This window comes from Lentzea kristufekii (genome assembly GCF_033949925.1).
GTDB lineage: Bacteria > Actinomycetota > Actinomycetes > Mycobacteriales > Pseudonocardiaceae > Lentzea > Lentzea kristufekii.
Genome location: NZ_JAXAVV010000002.1, coordinates 76,063 through 96,963, shown reverse-complemented (window position 1 = coordinate 96,963; position 20,901 = coordinate 76,063). Strand labels below are relative to the sequence as shown.

General features: G+C 66.8%; 18 protein-coding genes and 2 pseudogenes. 10 read left to right on the top strand and 10 right to left on the bottom strand.

Annotated elements, in window-relative coordinates; all coding sequences use genetic code 11:
• Positions 1-485: 485 nt before the first annotated feature.
• Positions 486-1,427: an SMP-30/gluconolactonase/LRE family protein gene (locus SK571_RS04085; RefSeq protein WP_319982666.1), complete on the bottom strand. Its 942-nt coding sequence runs from the start codon at positions 1,425-1,427 to the stop codon at positions 486-488.
• A gap of 48 nt (positions 1,428-1,475) precedes the next feature.
• Positions 1,476-2,609, bottom strand: coding sequence for an ABC transporter substrate-binding protein (locus SK571_RS04080; RefSeq protein ID WP_319982665.1), 1,134 nt, complete (start codon positions 2,607-2,609; stop codon positions 1,476-1,478).
• A 231-nt stretch (positions 2,610-2,840) separates the two neighbouring features.
• On the opposite strand from SK571_RS04080, the gene SK571_RS04075 reads away from it, so the two are divergent.
• From SK571_RS04075 to SK571_RS04050, 6 genes are all read left to right on the top strand, one after another.
• Entirely contained in the window at positions 2,841-3,362 is a 522-nt protein-coding gene (locus tag SK571_RS04075) for a MarR family winged helix-turn-helix transcriptional regulator (RefSeq protein WP_319982664.1), read from the top strand.
• A gap of 412 nt (positions 3,363-3,774) precedes the next feature.
• Positions 3,775-4,959 (top strand): coiled-coil domain-containing protein, encoded by a 1,185-nt coding sequence (locus tag SK571_RS04070; protein WP_319982663.1) that lies wholly within the window; start codon positions 3,775-3,777, stop codon positions 4,957-4,959.
• A gap of 2 nt (positions 4,960-4,961) precedes the next feature.
• Positions 4,962-5,765, top strand: a complete 804-nt coding sequence (locus tag SK571_RS04065; RefSeq protein WP_319982662.1) for an AAA family ATPase — start codon at positions 4,962-4,964, stop codon at positions 5,763-5,765.
• A gap of 18 nt (positions 5,766-5,783) precedes the next feature.
• Positions 5,784-6,092 carry a hypothetical protein gene (locus SK571_RS04060; protein ID WP_319982661.1) on the top strand — a complete coding sequence of 103 codons (309 nt, stop codon included), beginning with the start codon at positions 5,784-5,786 and terminating at the stop codon, positions 6,090-6,092.
• Position 6,093: 1 nt separating this feature from the next.
• Complete coding sequence (locus tag SK571_RS04055; protein ID WP_319982660.1) at positions 6,094-6,963, top strand: hypothetical protein; 870 nt, start codon at positions 6,094-6,096, stop codon at positions 6,961-6,963.
• Positions 6,964-8,079, top strand: coding sequence for an uS7 family ribosomal protein (locus SK571_RS04050; protein WP_319982659.1), 1,116 nt, complete (start codon positions 6,964-6,966; stop codon positions 8,077-8,079). It begins immediately after the preceding gene.
• Between the two features lie 99 nt (positions 8,080-8,178).
• On the opposite strand, the gene fxlM is transcribed toward SK571_RS04050, so the two are convergent.
• Together fxlM and SK571_RS04040 are read right to left on the bottom strand one after the other, a co-directional pair.
• Complete coding sequence (fxlM, locus tag SK571_RS04045; RefSeq protein WP_319982658.1) at positions 8,179-9,390, bottom strand: methyltransferase, FxLD system; 1,212 nt, start codon at positions 9,388-9,390, stop codon at positions 8,179-8,181.
• 72 nt (positions 9,391-9,462) lie between these two features.
• Positions 9,463-10,089 (bottom strand): annotated as a pseudogene (locus tag SK571_RS04040) (lanthionine synthetase C family protein); the annotation flags it as partial.
• 74 nt (positions 10,090-10,163) lie between these two features.
• Here SK571_RS04040 and SK571_RS04035 point away from each other — a divergent pair.
• Positions 10,164-11,398 (top strand): IS3 family transposase gene (locus SK571_RS04035; RefSeq protein WP_319982657.1). Its coding sequence is split into 2 segments (ribosomal slippage): positions 10,164-10,443 and positions 10,443-11,398, totalling 1,236 coding nucleotides; the frame shifts between segments, so codons are not numbered across the junction.
• Between the two features lie 39 nt (positions 11,399-11,437).
• Here SK571_RS04035 and SK571_RS04030 read toward each other — a convergent pair.
• Positions 11,438-11,755, bottom strand: coding sequence for a transposase (locus SK571_RS04030; RefSeq protein ID WP_406601937.1), 318 nt, complete (start codon positions 11,753-11,755; stop codon positions 11,438-11,440).
• Between the two features lie 37 nt (positions 11,756-11,792).
• On the opposite strand from SK571_RS04030, the gene SK571_RS04025 reads away from it, so the two are divergent.
• Positions 11,793-12,212: a hypothetical protein gene (locus SK571_RS04025; RefSeq protein WP_319982656.1), complete on the top strand. Its 420-nt coding sequence runs from the start codon at positions 11,793-11,795 to the stop codon at positions 12,210-12,212.
• 165 nt (positions 12,213-12,377) lie between these two features.
• Here SK571_RS04025 and SK571_RS04020 read toward each other — a convergent pair whose 3' ends face one another.
• Together SK571_RS04020 and glsA are read right to left on the bottom strand one after the other, a co-directional pair.
• On the bottom strand, positions 12,378-13,142 hold the full coding sequence (locus tag SK571_RS04020; protein WP_454780178.1) for a bestrophin-like domain: 765 nt from the start codon (positions 13,140-13,142) through the stop codon (positions 12,378-12,380).
• 3 nt (positions 13,143-13,145) lie between these two features.
• Complete coding sequence (gene glsA / locus SK571_RS04015; RefSeq protein ID WP_319982654.1) at positions 13,146-14,795, bottom strand: glutaminase A; 1,650 nt, start codon at positions 14,793-14,795, stop codon at positions 13,146-13,148.
• Between the two features lie 310 nt (positions 14,796-15,105).
• Here glsA and SK571_RS04010 point away from each other — a divergent pair, with 310 nt between their 5' ends.
• Both SK571_RS04010 and SK571_RS04005 read left to right on the top strand, forming a co-directional pair.
• A complete protein-coding gene (locus tag SK571_RS04010) occupies positions 15,106-17,250 on the top strand; it encodes a COG1361 family protein (protein ID WP_319982653.1) in 2,145 nt (714 codons plus the stop codon).
• 24 nt (positions 17,251-17,274) lie between these two features.
• Entirely contained in the window at positions 17,275-18,072 is a 798-nt protein-coding gene (locus SK571_RS04005) for an ion transporter (RefSeq protein WP_319982652.1), read from the top strand.
• On the opposite strand, the gene SK571_RS04000 is transcribed toward SK571_RS04005, so the two are convergent.
• The 3 genes and pseudogenes from SK571_RS04000 to SK571_RS03995 all read right to left on the bottom strand — a co-directional run bounded on the left by SK571_RS04000 (position 18,069) and on the right by SK571_RS03995 (position 20,149).
• Positions 18,069-18,353, bottom strand: a complete 285-nt coding sequence (locus SK571_RS04000) for an undecaprenyl diphosphate synthase family protein (protein WP_319982651.1) — start codon at positions 18,351-18,353, stop codon at positions 18,069-18,071. The genes SK571_RS04005 and SK571_RS04000 overlap by 4 nt on opposite strands.
• Before the next feature lie 7 nt (positions 18,354-18,360).
• Positions 18,361-18,651: pseudogene (locus SK571_RS46320) on the bottom strand (undecaprenyl diphosphate synthase family protein); the annotation flags it as partial.
• A 1-nt stretch (position 18,652) separates the two neighbouring features.
• Positions 18,653-20,149 (bottom strand): cytochrome P450, encoded by a 1,497-nt coding sequence (locus tag SK571_RS03995; protein ID WP_319982650.1) that lies wholly within the window; start codon positions 20,147-20,149, stop codon positions 18,653-18,655.
• Positions 20,150-20,901 lie beyond the last annotated feature (752 nt).

Genomic DNA, 20,901 nt, shown 5'->3' with positions numbered 1-20,901 from the left:
GTGCGACAAAGCAACGGAAGGACGCATCCGGGAGGTCGGCGACCTCGGGTTTCGCCGTAGCGCCACCTGCCGTGCACAGCAGTGACTCCGGCAGTACTTCTGTCCAGATAATACCTATTATCAGCATGATCAATCAGTGCCGCAGAGCAATTTCAGATCCAGTCCACCGAGGTGGACAACGATGTCAACTGCTGCGCTGGCACGACCAAGTTGCTGACGGACTGGTCGCGGGAGTGTCGGCGTCGTGGTGGTCAGTCGGTAGCAGGTGGGGTGATCAGCAAACGTTTGCCTTTACCACTAGCTACTACCGACTGGCAGTGCGCCCCCGTGAGAGCGCAACCACGCCGAGGCTGCTGTCCTGTTCGATCGCGCAGCCCGACGGGGTGAACCCGCAAACGGCACCGCCGTCGAAGCGCTGAACACCTGCAGAGTCGTGATCTACTGATCCAACCGTTGTGCGACAACCGCACGACGCGCATCTGTCATCATCGAGCCGGGACGATGACCGCTTCGTACTGATCGGCGGTGGGAGGGAAGCCGGTGTCGAACTTTCCGTTGATCACCGCGAGCCTGTCACCGTGAAGTGCCGCGGTCGCCGGTGACTGGAGCAGGTCGCTGGTGATCACCTTCCGGACGACACCAGAGTCGAGTTCGGGGCTGAGGTGGATCAAGCTGATCTGGTTGGTCGCCTGCACCGCCCACAGCGACCGGCCGGAGAGCACGAGGCCGTCAACGCTCGGCACGCTCACCCCGCTGATGAGGACGCTGACGCCCGTGGTCGCGTCGACCCTGTACACACTCCCCGTGCCGGAGTGCGCCACGACCAGTGACCGCCCTCCTGGTGCGGCCTGGATGCCGTTGAGGTTGAACTGCCCGGGAGTGACCGCGGCAGGACCGGTGACAGCCAACGTCCGGAACTTCCCGAGCGTCCCGGCCGGGCTCACCGGCACGAAGTAGAGCTTCGCCTGCAGCGAGTCGGTGAACCAGGCGCCGCGCGAGGTGACGGTCACGTCGTTGATGACCGAGGTGGACGGGTCGCCGAACTGGTACGTGGCCAACGTCGCGCCAGTGTCCGTGTCGTACACATAGGCCTGGCCCGTGCCGCCACCGGCGACGAAGAGCATGTTGCGTGAGGACAGCACGGCCATGCCCACGGCCATGCGCCCGTCGGGATTGTCGATGAACATATCGGCTTTGCCGCGGCGCAGGTCACCGCGGAAGATGTCACCGCGGATGAGATCCCCGGCGAAGAACGTGGTGCCACGGCCGACTGCGATGCCCTCGGCCGACACCGCGCCGGGGAGCACGATCGTCTGGGCACGGGACGCGGAGGCCGGGACGGCGGTCGCGGTCGCGAGCGCCATGACCAGCAGCGGTGTCGCGAGCGCGCGCCTGAACGCTGTCAGCCGCGGGGGTGTGGTGCGCATGGGTTTCTCCAATGGTTCGAAATGCCGCTGTGAGGAAGAGACAGGCCGTTACCTGCCGGGGTGCAGCCCGAGTCGGCCGGGAGTCGGCTCGCCCTGCACCTCACCGAAGTACAGCGCGAACGTCTGCCGCCAGCGTTCGGCTTCGGCGCGGTCCGCCATGAAGCGCGGGAACCCGTCGAGGTTCGAGTCCGGGTACTGCCACACGGGCTTGAGGCCACCGGGCGGGGTGACGTCGGTCCGCACCGACCAGCCGTTGAACGCCGCCTGCTGACGTTCGACCGACAGCATCCAGTTCACGTAGAGCTTGGCGGCGGCGAGATTCGCAGCGTCGTTGAAGATCGCCATCCGCTGACCCCAGGCCATGAACGGATGCCCATCGGCCACAGCCCACGTGGGCGTCGTCGTCGCGGGGGCGACCAGCGAGCCGGACCCCCCGATCCCGATCACCTTCCGCCTGGCGCCGACCGCCGCGGCAGGGGTGAAGCTGCCGCGGGCGAACTGCATGTCCTGCGCGACCAGCTTGTCCAGCCAGCTCCAGCCGTAGGTCTCCACGTACCGCTTGTAGAGATAGAGGACCGCGTCGTCGTCATGAGGGTAGGAGGACGCGATCTTTCCCCTCCACCGCGGATCGACCAGATCCGCAGGTGATCGGGGCGCCGCCGGTCCAGCGGTGGTGGCGTCGTACATGTAACTGAACGCGATGACGACCGGTGCCATCCACGCGCCACCGGGATCCTTGAACGCGTTGTGGATCTTCGAGAAACCGGCCGGCTTGTACCGCAGGAGCCTGCCTTCCTCTGCCCAGCGGGGGAAGTTCTGCACCGTCTGCAGCAGCGCCACATCGGGTACCAGCGTCCCGGTCGCGAGCTGGTGGTCGATCCGCACGTCATGAAACTTGCTGTAGTCCACGACCATCGTCAGCTCGATGTCCGGGAAAGCCGCGAGAAACGCCGCACCGATCGCGTCCATCGAGGTGGCCCTGTCGCCGCCCGCATAGACGACGAGTTTGCCGCCGTGAGCCGAAGCCTCCCGATAGAGCTCGTCCAGCGTCCTGGTCTCCTCCGAAACACCCTTGCCGACACCGAGAGGTGCTGTTGCCACCGCCTCGGCCGACCGTGTTGAGCCGAGCACCGCCGCGCCGAGAGCGGCGGCGCCTCCGGCGAGCGCTCGACGCCTGCTCAAGAAGCCGCTCATCGACACCGCCCTTCACGTAGATCACTTGAACATTCAAGTCGAAGCTAGCGCGTTTGACTTGAATGTTCAAGTGATGGGGTGAGTTACTCGCTACGCGGGCGACGACTACACGCTTCCTACGCTGAGCCCAGCAACTCAGCTCCATCCAAGACGACTTGAGCCTTCAAGTACCTTGGGGCACTAGCAGCTTGACGGTTCAAGTCATGTAGGCTGTCCGACATGACCGTGGCCGACTCATCGCAGCCGGGCTCCCCCGAGCCGCGCTGGCTGACCGGCCCGGAGCAGGAAGCCTGGCTGCCGCTGGCGATCCTGATGTCGAAGATCCCGGTCGCACTGGACAAGCAGCTGCAGACCGACGCAGGCATCAGCCACTTCGAGTACACGGTGCTGACCCAGCTGTCCTCCAGACCGAACCGGACGCTGCGGATGAGCGCACTCGCCGAGCTGACCGGCGGTTCACTGTCCAGACTGTCGCACCTGGTCAAACGCATGGAACGCCACGGATGGATGCGCCGCGAACCGTGTCCCGACGACGGGCGCTACACCAACGCCATCCTCACCGACGAAGGCCTTGCCAAGGTCGCTTCCGCCGCGCCAGGTCATGTCGAGGCGGTGCGCAACCTCGTCCTCGACGCGCTGAGCCCCGCCGATCTGCGCCACCTGCGCGACCTCGGCCACCGCATCCTCAACCACATGGACTCCGACGCGCTCTGGCCGCCTCCAGACCACTCCCCTGGATGACCTCGGCGCACGCCAGGAAGTCCGCTCCAGGGCGACCGCGCTCCAAAGTCGGGCAGCGGCCCGATGGCCGTTACCCGATCCCTGCATCAGCGCGACGCGCGTCTGGACGCATTTCCTTTCCCCGAAGGTAGGTAAGCGCCTTCCGGCAGGAGATTCACCCAGGGCACCTGAGCGACCTTCAGTGGCAGGCCAGAACCCCTTGGACAGAAACCTGTCCTGGTTATCGCTATTAGCGCGTTGACCGGCCGATAGCCGACAGACAGCATGAGAGCGATCCCATACAGCCCTGCACCGAGCGTTGTCCTGTAACAAGAAGAACACCTCGCGCAGGCGTGCGAACCTGCCCACCCCGAGGAACCACCACAACGGTGCACCGTCCAACTCGGCGGCCGACGACGCCGCGGAGGTGCAGATGTTCCTCGACCTCGCGAGCACGCAGGACCCCAAGATCCTCACTGCCGCCAAGGCAGAAGAGCTGCCCCCACCAGTGTGGTCGGAGGACGATCCGGAGGGTTCCCTGCTGAGGGCGTTCGACGTCATGGATCAGAGGCGCAAGTTCTACGAGGACGCCGCGACCGCTGCCGACGCACGTACCCGTTCCGCGAAGCAACTCCAGGAGCGCCTCGCGGAACACGCCCTGACCATCGACGCGGATCAGGAAGCCGCGGCGCAAGCCCGCTCCGACGCGGACGAGTTGCGCGCTCAGGCCGCCGAGAAGTTCGCGGAACTGCGCGAGCGCGAGGAACGCGTTCGCGTGCTCGAAGAGGATGCTGAAACAGGCTTCCGATCCGCTGCGCAGGCCGCGCGGGTGAAATTGGACAAGGAGTTGGCCGAACGGCGTGCCAAGTTCGACCAGGAGCTCGGCCTGGAGCGCTCCAAGTCGCTGGAGCGCCTGGAAGAGCACGAAGAGCTGATCACGGAGCAGCTCAACAGCATGCGGGCGGAAGTAGAACGTGCTCGTGCCCGGCTGGCTGACGAACAGACGGCGTTGGAAAAACAGCGCGAGGAGATCACGCTCGACCGGGGTACCGTCCTCGGGCGTGAGATCGCTGTCAGCAGGCGGGAATCAGCACAAGAAGCCGAAGTCGAGGCGATTGCGGCCGTTGCAGTTGCCGAGGCGCAACGCGAAGCACACCTGACCGCCATCCGCGCAGAGGCGGCGGAACAGCTCAACGCAGACCTGGGCCAGCGGGTGACCGAGTTGGAAATGGCACTGTTCAAACTCGGGACCACCGATCCCACTCGCCTGCTGAACGAGCTGGAGAGCCTGCGCACGGCCAACTCCGAGCTGCGGAACCAGGTCGCCGCGCGGCTGAACGACGACGACCTGGCACGCCTGCGCTCGGTGGAGGAGCGCAACCGCGAGCTGAGCAACGAGCGCGAACGCCTCTGTCCCACGAGCTGCAGCAGCTCAAGGGGAACGTGCTCGCGAACAGCATCAACAACCTCAAGGTTCGGCAGCTGGAGGATGCCGAGCACCACTACGAGGTGCTGTCCCGCGGTTACCAGTCCCGCATCGCCGAGCTGCAGCGCACCGTCGAGACTATCTACAAGGACCGCCCCGACCCGCGTTCTCCGCTCTTCCCCCAGTGCGTGAGCATGGACGACAACGCGATGTTGAACGATCCGGGTGTCGTCCTCGACGACGCGATCGACCTGTCCTCGTTCGCTCGTTCTCTCCAGTCCACCATGTTCCGCGAGAGCGAACGCGCCTACCGCATCAACGACATCGCAGTGTTCCTCGGCGGCCTCGCGATGGCACGCCTGCACCTGCTGGAAGGCATGAGCGGCATCGGCAAGACGTCGTTGCCCAAGGCGTTCGCCGCGGCACTGCACACTGACTGCGCGGTTGTCGAAGTCCAGGCGGGATGGCGGGACCGCACCGACCTGTTCGGCCATCACAACACGTTCGAGCACAGGTTCGAGGAGAGCGACTTCCTCCAAGCGCTGTATCGGGCAGGAACGCCTCGCTATCGCGACAGGCCCTTCTTCATCGTCCTGGACGAGATGAACCTGTCCTGTCCTGAGCAGTACTTCTCGGTGTTGCTGTCGAAGCTTGAAAACAACGACGGCAAGGCCATTCAGCTCGTGAGCTCGAGCACCGGTCGCCCACCCGCTCTGTTCGAGAACGGCATCGGGCTGCGCCTGCCCGACAACGTGTGGTTCATCGGCACCGCGAACCAGGACGAGTCCACTCTCGAATTCGCTGACAAGACCTACAACCGCGCTCACCTGATGCAACTCCCATCCCACCGCCCGTGGGTTCCGCACCAGAACGGCAGTAGCGTCCAGCCATACTCCTCCGACGCCTTGTACAAGGCCTTCGCGAAGGCCCGGGAAGTGCACCGAGACGCGGTCAAGAAGGTCCGCCAGCTGGTCCACGGTATGTCGGACGATCTCTGAGAGGAGGGACGCGTCCAGATGAGCCCTCATGTCGAGGAGCAGCTGCGGAAGTTCGTCCCCGTGGTCGTCGCGGCGTGGCAAGGTCAGCATCCTTCGGAGCACCACGACTACGGCGATGTGGACCAGGACGGACTCGCTCTGGCAGCCGATCACTTCCTCGCCTACAAGGTGCTCCGCGCAATCAGGGGGAGGTACGACGTGACGCCGGAACGCATTGAGGCGCTCCAGGATTCGGTGCTACTGCACTGGGAAGGAAACGGCATGGCGGGGCTGCCGACTCGGAGCACACGCGTGTTCGACGAAGAGCGCCGGCGACGGGCAGGCTGACGTGCTGGAGGCACACGACCGGTTCAAGAGCGAAGTCGATCGAGTCGGCGAGCACCCGTTGCTCGGCCGGTATGTGGTGCGAACCGAGGACGGTCATCCCGTTCCCGGTGACGACAACGGCCGCCCGGACCCTCTCGTCATGGCAGTTGTCGTCGCCGTCGTCAACGAGCTGAGGGAACACGACTCGTCGGGAAAGTGGCTGGGCGCCAACCTGTTCGTACCTGACACCTCCGCCAGAGCATCGTTGACCGAGCTGGACTTGGCGGTGATGGAAAGAATCGGCATGCTGGCCGATGTCTGTCGTCGGCCCGAAGCGCGGCTGGACCACGAGACGCATTTGGTGCGCACGGGTCTGGCGCGCCGTGTGCCACCCGTCGGCCTCGCCCGGCTGGCAAGCCACTCGGAGGACTGGGGCGGAATCGAACACGGTGAACTACAGCCGTTGCGAGTGCTGTCCACTCGATACGTGGACGACTTCGACTTCTACGAGAACCGCGTGGCAGCGCAACTGGTCGATCGGCTGGACGAGCACCTGCGGAAGCGGTTGCGGGAACTGGCTCTCCTAGCCGCCGGCATAGCCGATCTCGAGGAATACGACCGTGCACTCGGCAGCAGGCAGTCCTGGCGCAAGCACGAGCGCACCGCGCGACTCATTGCGGCGGCCGTGGAGGACCGCGCAGCGTCCACCGCCGCCATCCGCGAAAGTGCGGACACGTTCACCAAGCTGCGAACCCGCCTTCGCATCCTCTTCGGGTCCACGGTCATGCGGCAGGCGAACCGCCGGATTCGCCTGCCACTGCGTCTCGTCCGCACGAACCTGTTCGTCAACGAGCGGAGATATCGCAGGGTCGGCGAACTGTGGGAGATGTGAGTGGTGCACGAAACCGCAACAGCAGATCGTCGCCGCGAAGACGACGCTGGCTTCTTCAGCGCCTACAACACCTACGTCGCGCTTATGACCATTCGGGCGTTGATCATCCTGGGCTACGTGCTGGACGGGAACGCGTCGTTGCCAGGAGCCGACGTACCGGTCCGTCTTCACCGCAACGGAGAAGTCCTCGTCTGCACGATCGATCGCGCAGGAGTGCTGACGATCTCGGTCGATGGCGAGGCTTTGACCAGAATCGTCTCGCTCTCCCACGACCTGACAGCGCCAGTTCCCGACCACACGCGGCAGAAGTGGATCAACCAGATCCGCAGCGTGGAGAACACGATCATCGTGTACCCCGGCGTTCGTGACGAACGCCGGCAGCTCGCACCAGAGGCCCGGTCGGTGCTGCACTCGTCGCAGCGAGGGATCGTGCCGATCAGCCCGGTGGAGATCGAGGGTGAAGAACGCCTCGCCCGCGCACTCCGCTGGCCACTTCAGGCTGCCCGTTACGTCTCGGGATATCCCGTCGTCCTGCCCGCCCGGACCGAGCTGCCCAACGCGGACTGGTATCGGGCTGGCGAGCGGGGGAAGGTGGAAATCCTGCGTAGGCCGGACGACGCGGAGCTTGCCAGGCTCACCGCGGCGAACAAGCCAGGCTCGCCACGAAGGCGCGGCGACGACGAACTGCGCCACTTCATCGACCAGCTGGGCGAAGCAGACCGACGGCTGGCTGTCCTGGACACTTGTCCGTTGTGCCCCAACGGCCGCGCCGTGATGACGGCGCGGCCTGATGGCACCTTCGTCTGCCGATGCGATTCGTGTTCCACGACGTGGGGACTGAACCCTTGCGGAAGCTGCCGAGAGCGGTACCCGTTCCTCTGGCCACGCAACGCGGTGGTCGACACGGCGCACGGCGACCGCCTCGACATGACCGCCGGCGCCGACCTGCTGGCAGAGCCCTGTGCGGCGCCGACCGATCACCCGGTTCCCCGTTTCCGCTGCTGCTGGTGCGACCACTGCGCTGGCGCCCCGAACTGTGGTTGCGCACCACGACCAGGCCACACTTTCGTCCCGCCCGGACGTTCCGGAAAAGACCTGTCGAGGCCACGACGCTGAACGCAGCGCCCGTACTTTGATCGACGAGGTGGGTGGCTGACGCGCCAGACGTATCAACTACCCACTGAGCCGCGGCACGACAAGCCGTTTGTGCCTCGATCAGCCAGTGAAGACGAGGCATGCCCACCGCTTGGCGATTGAGTCGCGACTCGCCAACCGCTCATTCGGGACGTCGGCCTGATAGACCACGATGGTCGGGACGCCTGTGCGGTCCTGGCTCCAGGAGCGGATCTGATCGCACAGCCGCTTCGCCAGGTTCACCCCGGTAGGACCGTGCCCGATCGCGCCAAGTTCGGCGTGGGCGCCACCGCTCTGATGCGGATCCACGCGGCGGTAGGTGAAGTAAGCCAAGGAGTCGCCTTCGGCCAGTGCGGGGCTGCGGCTCGGGATGGCCGGAGTGCACAGGCCGCTGTCGACTGCACCTTGGTCGGCAGCGATGCGGCAGGTGGCGGGTTCGGTGGCGGTCATGCGCAGCCAGACGCCGTCGAAGGGCTCGGAGTCGCCCACCGTGACCTCGGACCACACCTCGGTCTTCGGCGTGCTGAACACGCCGTGCAGGAGCTCAGGGTCGATGTTCTGGTCTGCGTCCCAGTACAGGGTGACCTGCTCGTCGTGGTCGAGGTGGGCGGAGCGCTCGCTGTCCTGGCCGATCATCGGCACGAAGCCGCAGAGCTTGACCAAGTCCGATCGCAGCAGGTCGTCGTCGCGGACGAAGGCGACGCTGCGGGTCTGGCCGCGCCAGCGCAGGGGGACGACCAGTCGACCGCCGGGAGCCAGCTGTTCGCGCCAAGCGGGCGGGATGTCGAACGCGCCGACGGTGACGATGATCCGGTCGTAGGGTGCGTTGTCGGGTTCCCCGAGGGAGCCGTCGGCGGTGATCACCTCTACGTCGGCGAAGCCGGTGATGTCCAAGCCCGCGCGGGCACCTGCGGTGACCTCGGGGTCGATGTCGACGGTGGTGACGTGACCGGTCGGGCCGGTCAGCGTGGCGAGCAGGGCGGCGTTGTAGCCGGTGCCGGCGCCGATCTCCAGGATGCGGTGGCCGGGTTGGACGTCGAGCTGGTCGAGCATCATGGCGACCACGGTGGGCACGGACGCGCAGCTCAGGGCTGCGCCGTCGGCGGCGCGCTTGGTGATCACGGCTTGGTTCGCGTAGGCGTCGGTGAGTTGCGCGGCGGGCACGAAACGGTGCCGGGGAACCTCGCGCAGGGCCTGCTCCACCGCGGCGGTGTGTGCGTGGCCAGCGGCCTTGATGCGGTCGACCATTGCGGCGCGCAGGGCTTCGGGTGAGGAGTCGGTGGTGGTGTTCATCGGTTCCTTCTCAGTGCGGGCGGGCGGATGGTAGCGGCGTGCGCCGGATACGGCGCTGGGTTGCGGCGGGTGTCAGCCGTCGAGCAGCAAGCAGGCATCCCATCGGGTGACTGGTGCCGTGCCGACTCGGCCGGCGAGGAGAACTCCGGTGATGCCTTCCAGCAGGCCGGGTGAGGTCGGCGGGCCGTGGTGGTCGAGGTGGTTCTGCAGGCGGGTGCGGAGCGCGGGCAGGCTGGCGGCCAAGCAATCGTCGGTGGCGTCCGCTGCCGCACGCCACGTGGCGTGCAGGAGTCCGGCCCAGCCATGGCACAGCGAGGCGTCGTGCAGCTGCGCGAGCTGGTGTTCGTCGTTCACGCAACTTACGAGGGCCTGTTCAGCGGCGCGTTGGCGAGCCTGGTCCTCCAGGACGAGGGCGGCCAACTGCTGGGCACGGGCGATGCCCGGTGTGCCGTAGCACCAGGACGGGCGCTGTGGACCGCGCTGGCGAACGATGCGATCCCGGTGTTCGGCGCGGAACACGATGCCTGGCCACCACGGGTTGTCCACCGAGCCTTGGCGCAGGTCGTCGAGCCAGGTACATATCCGCTCCACCGCCTGGAATTGACCGGGTACCGCGGTGCCGCGTCGCGCGGTGATGGCCAGCAAGGCGAGTGGGCCGGTGATGCCGTGGGCGATGCCCAGGTTGCCGTGCCCGCCCGGCCAGCGGTCTTCTCGGTGCCCACCTTGTTCCGTACCGGGTTATGGAGACATTCAAGCCTGGATGATGAGGACCGATGGCCCCACCGAAGAAGTACCCAGACGAGCTGCGTGAGCGGGCGACCCGGATGGCCGTGGAGGCCCGGCGGGACCCGGCGTCCGCGACCGGGGCGATCAAGCGGATCGCCGAGCAGCTCGGGATCCATCCCGAGGCGCTGCGGACCTGGGTCAAGCGCGCGGAGACCGACGCCGGGGACCGGCCAGGCACCACGACCAGCGATGCGGAGAGGCTCGCGCAGCTGGAGCGGGAGAACCGCGAACTGCGGCGGGCGAACCAGATCCTGAGGTCAGCGGCCAGTTTCTTCGCGGCGGAGCTGGACCGTCCGTCGCGATGAAGGTCGCATTCGTCCACTCCCAGCGGGAAGAACACGGTGTCCAGCCGGTCCTGGCGGCGCTCACGCAGACGCCCGCCGAGATCGCACCGTCGACGTACTACGCGGCCAAAGCCCGCCCCGAATCGGCCCGTACGGTCCGCGACCGGGAGCTGACCGCGACGATCAAGCGGGTGCACAAGGACAACTACGGCGTCTACGGGGCGCGCAAGGTGTGGAGGCAGCTGCACCGCGACGGCGTCGACGTGGCCCGGTGCACCGTCGAGCGGCTCATGCGCGAGAACGGTCTGCGTGGCCTGCTACGCGACAGATCTCCGCGCACCACACGGCCCGCGGCGGAGACCAGCAGGCCCGCTGACCTGGTGGAACGTGACTTCACCGCGACGCGCGTGAACGAGCTGTGGGTCGCGGACATCACCTACGTGCGTACCGCCGCCGGCTGGGTCTACGCGGCGTTCGTGCTCGATGTCTACTCCCGCGTGATCGTGGGCTGGCAGGTCGCCACCAGCCTCTACACCGATCTGGCGCTGGACGCGCTGCAGATGGCGATCTGGCGCCGCCAGGCCAGTGGCGCGGATCTGGCCGGGCTGGTGCATCACAGCGACCGCGGCGTGCAGTACCGGGCGGTGCGCTACACCCAGCGCCTCGTCGAAGCCGACGCGGTCGCATCCGTTGGCAGCAAAGGAGATTCCTACGACAACGCGATGGCCGAGGCGTTCAACTCGTTGTACAAGGCCGAACTCGTCCGCAACAAGGGCCCGTGGCACGGCATCGACGACCTCGAGATCGCCACTGTCGAGTACATCGACTGGTACAACAACCGACGCCTGCACGGCGAACTCGGACACGTACCGCCCGCCGAGTACGAAGCACTACACGCGATGACCCACCCGGTCACCGCAACCCTGGAAACCAACTAATCCAGTCTCCACCAAACCCGGTACTTGACAGATAGACGTTCACCGGGTCTCCTTCGCGAAGAAAGCCGTGGCCCGTTTGAGGATCTCCACGTCCTCACGCAGCCGCCGGTTCTCCCGCCGCAGCGCGGCCAGCTCGGCCTTCTCGTCACTGCTCAGCCCGCCGTCATCGCGGGTCCCGGCGTCACGCTCGGCCTGCCTGACCCACTCGCGCACAGCGGTCTCGGTCAGGTCGAAATCCTTCGCGACCTGCGCGATCGAGCGGTCACCACGCTGGCACTGCTCGACGATCTCCGCCTTGAACTCCGGGGTGAACGCACGACGAGGACGCCGGGGCTTGTTCGAGCCCGTGGTCTTCATAAGGACATCCTTCCAGGGGCAAAACCCCTGATCTCAGGTGTCCGTCAAAACGGGTCAGGCCCAGTACCCCTGGATCAGTTCGATCGGCTTCCGTCCGAAGCAGAGCTTCCTGAACGGCTGCGAACTCCTCATCACGACGCAACAGGAGATCGAGGAGGACGTGAACCATTTCAACCGACTCACCGTGCTGCTGACCGCTGGTGCCGACAGCGGAGAACTCTCCCGACAGGTGGTCCAACGCCTAGCCCAACACCATCTCCTCGATCGCGACGGATTGCCAGACAGTGCGGTCAGCGAGTTCGAGGCGTTGTGCGAGGCAACACGATTGTCCAATCCGGAGAAGGGTTCGCACTCCGTGTACTACTTACCGGCGTTCAAGTCCTATCCATACGGGGTCGGGTACTCGAACGGTCAACTGGAGAACAGTTGGCTTGGCCCAGGCCTGGGCACAACCTGACAGCTGCAAAGAGATCGCCGCACCCCAGCCTGTGCCGCTCGAAAGGTCGTCGTCGCTGTGGGAGCAGCGACGACGGAACAGACTGCGCGATCAAGAGGTTGCTCGAAGTGTGCCTACCGAAGCCCCACCCAGGGTCACGCCCGGCCACTCAGAGGTTAAATCAAGCTAGGGAATGCGTTGGAACTCGGTGGACACCGTGCGGAACGCGATGGGTTCCACCTTGATCCACCCGCGGAACGGCTGAGTGATGTCGGAGACCACGTAGCAGGTGAAGCCCAGCACCCCTGCCATGAGGCTGATCAGGACCACGTGACGGATCGACGCGCTGAAGCCGATCAGCAGCGGAAAGGCGAGCACAGCGAGTGCCCCGCCGAGCGTGCCGTAGAAGGTAAGTTCGCCTGTCGGGCTCAAGCCGCCGGCCTGGTCGACACGTTGACGTCGTAGGTCGGTGATCTCTCGGAGCCGCTCGATAGACCGGTCGCGAGCGGTCTTGACCAGATCTGGGGTGACCGGGAGCTGGGTGATCCCCGACCGCAGGGAGAACAGCAGTTCCTCGGCGCGGGCATCGCCTTCCCCCTCGGCGAGCAGCGGCCATTCCCGTTCGATCACTTCGGTGGTGTAGTCCCGAACCAGTCCGCGCAACCGTTCGCGTTGCGGTTCGGGAACGACACCGAGGTTCCAGTAGGTGTCGGCCAGGGCCGCCGCTTCTGAGGAGGCGTGGTCTTCCGCGGTACCTGCCTCCTCCCAGACGATCACCACGTAGAAGGCCAGCACCACGATGAACAGCCCGTTGAGGATCGCTCCGATGAAGCCGAGCGAGTCGGAGTCGAACTCCCCTGAGCGCGCTCGTTGCCGCCGTCCGATCAGTACCGTGACGACGGCAGCGAGCGCGATCGCCGCCCCGATCAGGGCAAGGACATAACCCGGCATCCGCTAGACCGCGGCGGTGGACTTGGTCCGAAGCATGGCCACCACTTCGCTGTGTCCTCGGGTCTGCGCGTCGCTCAGGGGTGTCCCTCCCCACCTGTCCTTCGAGTCAGCGGGCACGCCTTGGGCCAGCAGGTACTTCACCACCACCGCCTGGCCTTCGGTCGCGGCCAGGTGCAGCGGCGTGCGGCCGTCGTAGTTGGCCGTGCTCAGGTCCGCACCCGCCGCGGCGAGCACCTTGATCGCGTGCAGGTCCCCGTGCGCGGCCGCCCAGCACAGGATGGCCACGCTCTCCACCGACGTCTGATTCTTGCGACGCCGGATGTCGCGCTTGCCGGATTCGCTCTCGGCGGCGTCGTGCGGGTGCACGTTGTACCGCTCGACCAGCTTGCGGCAGAACTCGATGCCGCGCACGGTGTTGCCGAGCCGAGGCGACCAGACGCAGATGCCCATCAACCCCGGCACGACGACCATCAGCGCGCCGGACACGCCGCTCTTGGCCGGCAGGCCGATGGTGAACGCGAACTCGCCGGAGAAGTCGTACATGCCACAGGAGGACATCAGCGACAGGCAGTGCTGGACGGTCTGGGTGTTGAACACCTTGTCGCCGGTGAGCGGGCAGATACCGCCGTCGGCGAAGGTCGCCGCGGCGATCGCCATCATCTCCGCGTCAAGCTCCACCGAGCAGGACTGGAAGTAGAACTCAAGCGTCTGCACCAGATCCGTACCCGCGGGGAACGCGTGCTGCTCGCGCATCGAGTAGCCCAGTGCGAAGTTGCGGTCCGCGGTGTCGCGTTCCGACAAGTACACGCTGTTGTGAAATCCGACCGGGCGTCCGCCCGCGAGGCGCTTCCAGGTGTCGGACACGTGGTCGAACCGGTCGGCCAGGTTGTCCTTGGGCTTGATCAGCGAACAACTCATGATCGCCCCGGCGTTGATCATCGGGTTGTGCGGGCGACCGGACTTGTTCAGGGTCAACGAGTTGAAGCTCACGCCACTGGGTTCGCGGCCGATGTGCTGGTGCACCACGTCGGGTCCGTGCTCCTCCAAGGCAAGGCAGTAGCTCACGGCCTTGGACACCGACTGGACGCAGAACTTGCTGGACGCGTCACCCACGACGTGCCGCTGGCCGTCCACGGTGCACACCGCGATGGCGAACTGGTCCGGGTCGACCCTGGCGAGTTGGGGAATGTAGTCGGCGACAGCCCCTCGTGTGTCGGTCAATAGTTCGGCGTAGAGCTGGTCGATCTCGGTGCAGAACGAAGCGAAGTCCGGCACCACCAGACTCTCCTCGGCGACCCTGCGGACGAGGCCGCTGCTGTTCTGGATCAGGGACACGAACTCCTCGAAGAGCAGGCCCTTCTCCTGATCGCCCTTCTGCGCGGCGGCCAAGGTCTCCCGCATCCGGGGGTCGTCCTCGAGGATGCCCGCGTTCTTCAGCCTCGCGACCAACTCCTGCCGGGTCAGATCTCCGCTGCCGTCGTCGTCGAACGCGGCGAACAACGCGCGGTAGGACGCCTCCAGTGGGTCGACCCCGGAGAGTCGTGGCTGCGGGATCTCGGGGAACGCCTCCGGCGGCGGGGCGGATCGCTCTTCGGTGGCCGTGCTGGCCTTCGGCTTGGCGCGACTGCCCGTGGTAGTCGGAGTCCGCTGCACTGAACCCACCTCTTCCGGTCGTCCTCCGGTCCAAGACGCCTCTCATGTTTCGTTCAATTCGGACTGACCGCCATGCCCTTCGTCGAGCTCCACCACTTGAGACCGATTACCTACCCCGTTGAGTAGTCGCGGCCCCGGACGACCGCGAACAGTCGCGAGGGAATGTACGCCGCCGCGATCGACGACCGAAACGATCCGGTTGCCTATGAAGGGTTTTCACCAACCGCGCTCACCCTGTGCCACCACGGCGGCCGGTGGTCGGCTGCGGCAGCGTCGTTCGCGTGCGAGCCTGATTCATCGGGAGGTCGGAATGCGCGTTGGTCGGTGGTGGCCCTTGCTCGGCACGATCGCGCTGCTGGCGGTGACCACACCAGGATTCCCGTCCGGGGCAAGCGATGCCGTCCCGCTGTCCGTCCACTTCGACCAGACGCTTCACGGCGACTTTGCACTGGTCGGCAACGCTGTGCTGACCTGCCCTGCCCGCCAGACCCCTGACGCCCGTTACCCGGCGGAACGCTGCGCTGACGCCCAGCGCCGCAAGGGCGGCGGAGTGGCCGCGCTGAACAACGGGCACCACATGGTGTGGGCTGATGTCGACGACGACAACACGACCTACAACTCGTCGACGGCTCGACTCGCTCTGCCCCCTGGCGCGCGGGTCGCCTACGCCGAACTCGGCTGGGCGGGCACGACCGGCGCCCTCCCCGACGCGTCCTGCGGTCGCGGCGATACCTCGCCACCGGGGTCACCACTGACGCAGGCGGTGGCCTTCACCGTGAATGGCGGTCCGACCCGGCGGATCGGACCGGACGGGTTCACCGTGACGGTCGACGACCCCGGCACACTGTCTCGGACCGACCAGCAGTTCTACAGCGCCCACGCGGACGTGACCACCGATCTGGCGGGCGCGGACGGCGACGTGGCGGTGACCGTCGGGGACGTCTGGACCCCGCAGGGGTTCGACTGCTTCGGCGGGTGGTCGCTCACTGTGGTCTGGCAGTTCACGAGCCCCGATCCCCGGTTCGCACCCGCCCGCAAGCACGTCCTCGTCTACGGCGGGCATGTGCGGCTGTTCACCAGGGAAGCCAGGACGGTGGCACTGGCCGGGTCGATGCGGGCGGCGGGCGGTCCGGCACGGGTGGGCGTGACCGCGTACGAGGGAGACTGGGCCAACTCGGGCGACCAGCTCCTGGTGAACGGGGAAGCGCAAGCCGGTGACAACTTCTTCTCCTCGTTCGCCGACGGCGGGCTGGATCCGAACGTGCCCAACAACATGAGCGTCGACGTCAAGACCGTCGAGGTTTCCGGCGAGGTCGTGAAAGCGGGCGACACCAGCGCCCAGTTCGCGTTCACCGGCGGCGGGGACGCCTACCTCGTGCAGGGGTTGTCGGTCTCGCTGCCCCGGCCCGCGCTGGCCATCACCACGAACACCGACCGGCCCGCCGCGCACGTGGGCGACGCGGTGGTCCAGACGGCCGAGGTCACCAATGTCGGCGGGGCGCCCGCGAGCGACATCGCGGTGCGGATCGGGTCGGCGCCTGCCTGCGCGCAGCGGATCGCCATGCTCGCCGGCGGCACCTCGGCGACGGTTACCTGTGCGGGTACCGCACCCGAGGACGACTACTCGGCCACCGCGACGGCCACCGGCAAGAGCCTTGTCGGCGACGACCTGACCGCCGAAGCGACGGCGACCGTGGACGTGCTGCGGCCCGCCGTGCGGATCAGCCAGTCCGCCGCCCCGACAACGGTGTTGCAGGGGCAGACCGTGGCGTTCCGGCTCGAGGTCGGCAACATCGGTGACACCACGCTGTCCGGCCTGGCCGTACAAACCGAGTCGGCGCCGGCCTGCCGCCGCGCCGACCTCGGCCCGCTCGACCCCGCGGGCGTGGCCACGGTCGACTGCTCCGTGGTCGCGGGCGACGAGGGCTTCGTCAACACGGTCACGATCACCGGCACCGACCGGCTCGGCCTGGCGGTCTCCGCGTCGGCGCAGGCCGCGTTCACCGTGGTCCACCCCAGGCTGTCGATCACCGCGGTCTGGTCGGCCGACCGGGTCGCCACCGGCTCCGCGGTCACGGTGACCGTCACGGTGAGCAACCCGTCGGCGGTCCGGTTGGACGGGGTGACCGTCAGCGGCGAACCGGCCTCCTGCGGGCACGAGCTCGGCACGCTGGACCCCTACCAGACCGTCTCCTACACCTGCCTCGTCACCATCGAGTCCGATGTGGACAGCGAGCTGATCGTCACGGGCGGCGGGGCGACCGCGTCCGCACCGGTCCGTGTCGGCCTGCTGTCGAGCGCCGCGCCACAGCCCGAGGCTCCCCCCGAGCAGATCGCCCGCAAGGCCGAGAGCGCGCCGCTGTCGAAACCGGCCGTGGGCGCGGTCGTCGTGACACTGGCCGTGGTCGGCATGTTCCTGGTCATCGGAGCCACGACAGCCGCCACCAAGCCCTAATTCCTCTACGGGCAGGGAGAATCCATGGGTGTGCGGGAACGCGTGCGAACGGTCGTCGACGGCGAGCGGTTCCAACGGGCGATCATCGCGGTCATCATCGTCAACGCGATCGTGCTCGGCTGCGAGACGTCACCGGCGCTGGTGGCGTCCTATGGTGGCCTGCTCAACGCCCTGGACCACGCGGCACTCGCCGTCTTCGTGGTCGAACTCGTGGCACGGCTGTACGCGCACCGGCTGGAGTTCTTCCGTGATCCGTGGAGCTGCTTCGACTTCCTGGTCGTGTGCGTCTCGCTGCTGCCTGCCGGCGGGGCGATCTCGGTGATCCGCTCGCTGCGGATCTTGCGAGCGCTGCGGCTGGTCTCGATGGTGCCCAGCATGCGCCGCGTCGTGTCCGCTCTGGTGACATCGATACCGGGCTTGGTGTCGCTGCTGACCCTGTTGGTCCTGCTGCTCTACGTCGGCGGCGTGATGGCCAGCAACCTGTTCGGCGACTCCGGCGACCCCCGCTTCGGGAACCTGGGCTCCACGATCCTCACGCTGTTCCAGATCACCACCGGCGACGGCTGGTCGGATGTGATGCGCGACCTGATGGTGAGCCACCCGTTCGCCTGGATCTTCTTCGTGTGCTTCCTGCTGATCGGCACCTTCACCATGCTCAACCTGTTCATCTCGGTGGTGTGCAGCGCGATGGAGAGCGAGATCCAGAGCAGCAGGCCCCAGCCGGTCCCCGCGCCGCGCACCGAGGACGACTCGCTGATCCTCAGCGAGCTCAAGGCGCTGCGCGAGGAGGTCCGCGCCCTGACCGCGGACCGCCCGCGCTAGACCGTCGTCGTGGGGGACACCTCGACGCCGACGGATCTGCGGTCCCGCAGCGCGTACTCCTCCACCGCACGCCACAGGCCGTGGCGGTCGAAGTCCGGCCAGAGCACCTCGTCGAACACCAGCTCGGCGTAGACGATCTGCCACAGCTGGAAGTTGCTGATCCGCCGCTCTCCGGAGGTGCGGATCAGCAGGTCCATATCGGGCACACCCGGTACGTGCAGGTAACGGCCGAAGTCCTGCTCCCCCCACCGAATCGAGGTCCACCCGGCCCGCCCCGGCATCCTCGGCAAGCCGTCGCGCGGCGGACACGATCTCCGTGCGACCTCCGTAGTCCAGGCACAGGATGACGGTGAGCCGGTCGTTGCCCGCGGTGCGGCGCTCAACGGCCTCCAAATCCGCCCGGCGGTGCACAGGGACCCGGTCTCTTCTGCCCGACCAGATGACTCGCACACCCCGCCGGTGCAACGACTCCTCCCTGCGCCGTACGCGGCCACCTCGGCTGCGGCGAACGCGTGGGTGCCGCACTCGGGCGCGCCCCCGTGCTTTCGGGAACTCCGAGCGGTTGTCCCGAACCGACATGTCACCGGCTTCGTACTTCCATGGGAAGGTTCATCGGGATGACAGTGGTGCCCGCTGCTGTGCGGATGCGCCGTGTTGTGCTGTGCCTGAGCTGCCAACTGGAGGCAATGGTGCCCAGGACGAGAGCGGCTTCGACGAGTGCGTAGTCGTCCCCGATGCACTTGCGGTTGCCCGCTCCGAAGGGCAGGTACGTGCCATCGCGGGAGCCGCTGGTGTTGTGGTCCCACCGTCGCGGATCAAATAGGTCAGGCTCGGGGAAAGTGCGAGGATCGTGGTGCAGCGCGTGCATGTTGATCCACACCTGCGCATTGCCAGGGATCACGTAGGCCCCGAGCCGGGTGCTGCTGCCGGTCTTGCGAGTGATGACCAGCAACGTCGGGTACAGCCGCAACGTCTCGCTCACCACCGAGGCCAACACCGGCATCCGCGGCAGGTGCTCGTAGTGCACCACGCCTTCGAGGGCTACCGCGTCGACCTCGGCGTGGAGCTCGGTCTCCACCTGAGGGCTGGTTGTCAGCAGGTGGAACGCCCAGGACAAGGTCGCCGCGGTGGTCTCGGTCCCGCCGACCACCAGGGTCACAATCTCGTCGTGGATCTGCTGGTCGGTCATCCCGCGCTCGGTTTGCTCGTCGCGAGCGGCCAGCAAGCTGGACAGGATGTCCCCCCGATCGGTCCCGGAGGCTCGGTAGTCGGCGATGATGCCGGCGGTGGCGGCCCGCAGCCGTGCCATCGCGGCCGCGGTCCTGCGGTTGCGGGATGTCGGGATGGCACCGGGCAACGGCATCAGGGTGGTGACCCGGTGCTGCACGTCCTTGATGAGAACCGGCAGGCACTGACGGAAGTCGTCGATGACGTACGTGCCAAGGCTGGTGGAAAAAAGGGTGCGCCCCAGGACGTCGAGCGCCAGGTCGTACATCCGTTCGTACACCCGAACGTGATCTCCGTGGCGCCAACGACGGGCCTCCCGCCCCGCCAGTTCCGACATCACCTCGGCGTATCCGGCCATCCGTGAGCGGTGGAAGGCCGGTTGCAGCATCCTCCGCTGTGCGAGATGGGACGCACCTCCGGGCGCGGTGGCCAGGCCGTGGCCGAAGTAGCGGGCGGCGATCTCGAACTGCGCGCCCTTGAGGTAGCTGCGCGCGTCACCCACAAGGACCTGCCGCGCCAGATCGGGGCTGTTCACCACGTACACCGGCTCCAGTCCGATCCGGATTCGCACCACGTCGCCGAACTCGGGCAACGTCCGCAAAAACGCCGGCGCTTCTCTCCGCAGCTGCGGCAGGTGTCCGGTCAGCACATGGGTGCCGCGCAACGTGGGCGGCAGCATCGCCGCGGTCTTCACGGCAGAACCTCGGAGGTCTTGATTCTCTTGGAGTCCGTGACGGGCAGTCGAGCGCGGCGTGGCGCCCTTGGGTCGAGGAGCGCGGTCATCGACGCGGTTTGATGACTGGCATGGGATACCTCCGGGTGCGCTCGCATCGGTAGCCTGCGTGGGCATCCGCACTGTACTACTCACTGAACTATGCTGCGTAACAATTCATTACGCTGTGTGAGGCCTTGACCCCGAACATTGGGCACCGCATTCGTCCGCCAGCGCAAGGGCTTCGGCCAGGAGCCCGGTGGCATCGTGGCCGCGTCGGGTCAGCGCGGTGGCTAGGTCGGCGACGATGTGCGCATATCCCAGCTGGTTCGGTCCGTCGCGCAGGAGGTCGACAGCCTCGTCGAGCAGGTCGACTGCCCAGCATGGCCAGCGTTTGCAAGGCCTGGGCACGGGCCAGTGGACTACCGAACGAGTCGGCGCGCTCCTTTCCGATCTCCGCGCGCTCCTGTGCTTCGTCGGGTGAAGTGTGCCGCAGTGCTTTTGCGAGGTCGAAGAGCCACGGGCTCACCGACGGGTTGAACAGTTCCGCGTGGTCGAGCCACTGTCCAGCCCGGCGGAGTTTCGTCACCGCCTGCCTGGTGTTGCCGCGGGCCAGTTCGAGTGCACCCGCGAGGGCCCACGGTATCGGCAGCACCAGGGCGTCGGGTTGAACCTCTCCGTAGCTGCGGGCTGCGCACACAGTTGCCTCCGCTTCCTGCTACGCGGCCGCGACAGCAAATACGGCGAGACCTTCGACACCGTCTTCGAAGCCGAGGAACTGCGGAGGGTCAAGAGCGCGTCGCAAGCACCCCGGATGAACGCTCACTGCGAACGCATCATCGGCACAGTCGGACGCTAGACCCTCGACCACATCCTCATCATGGGCGAAG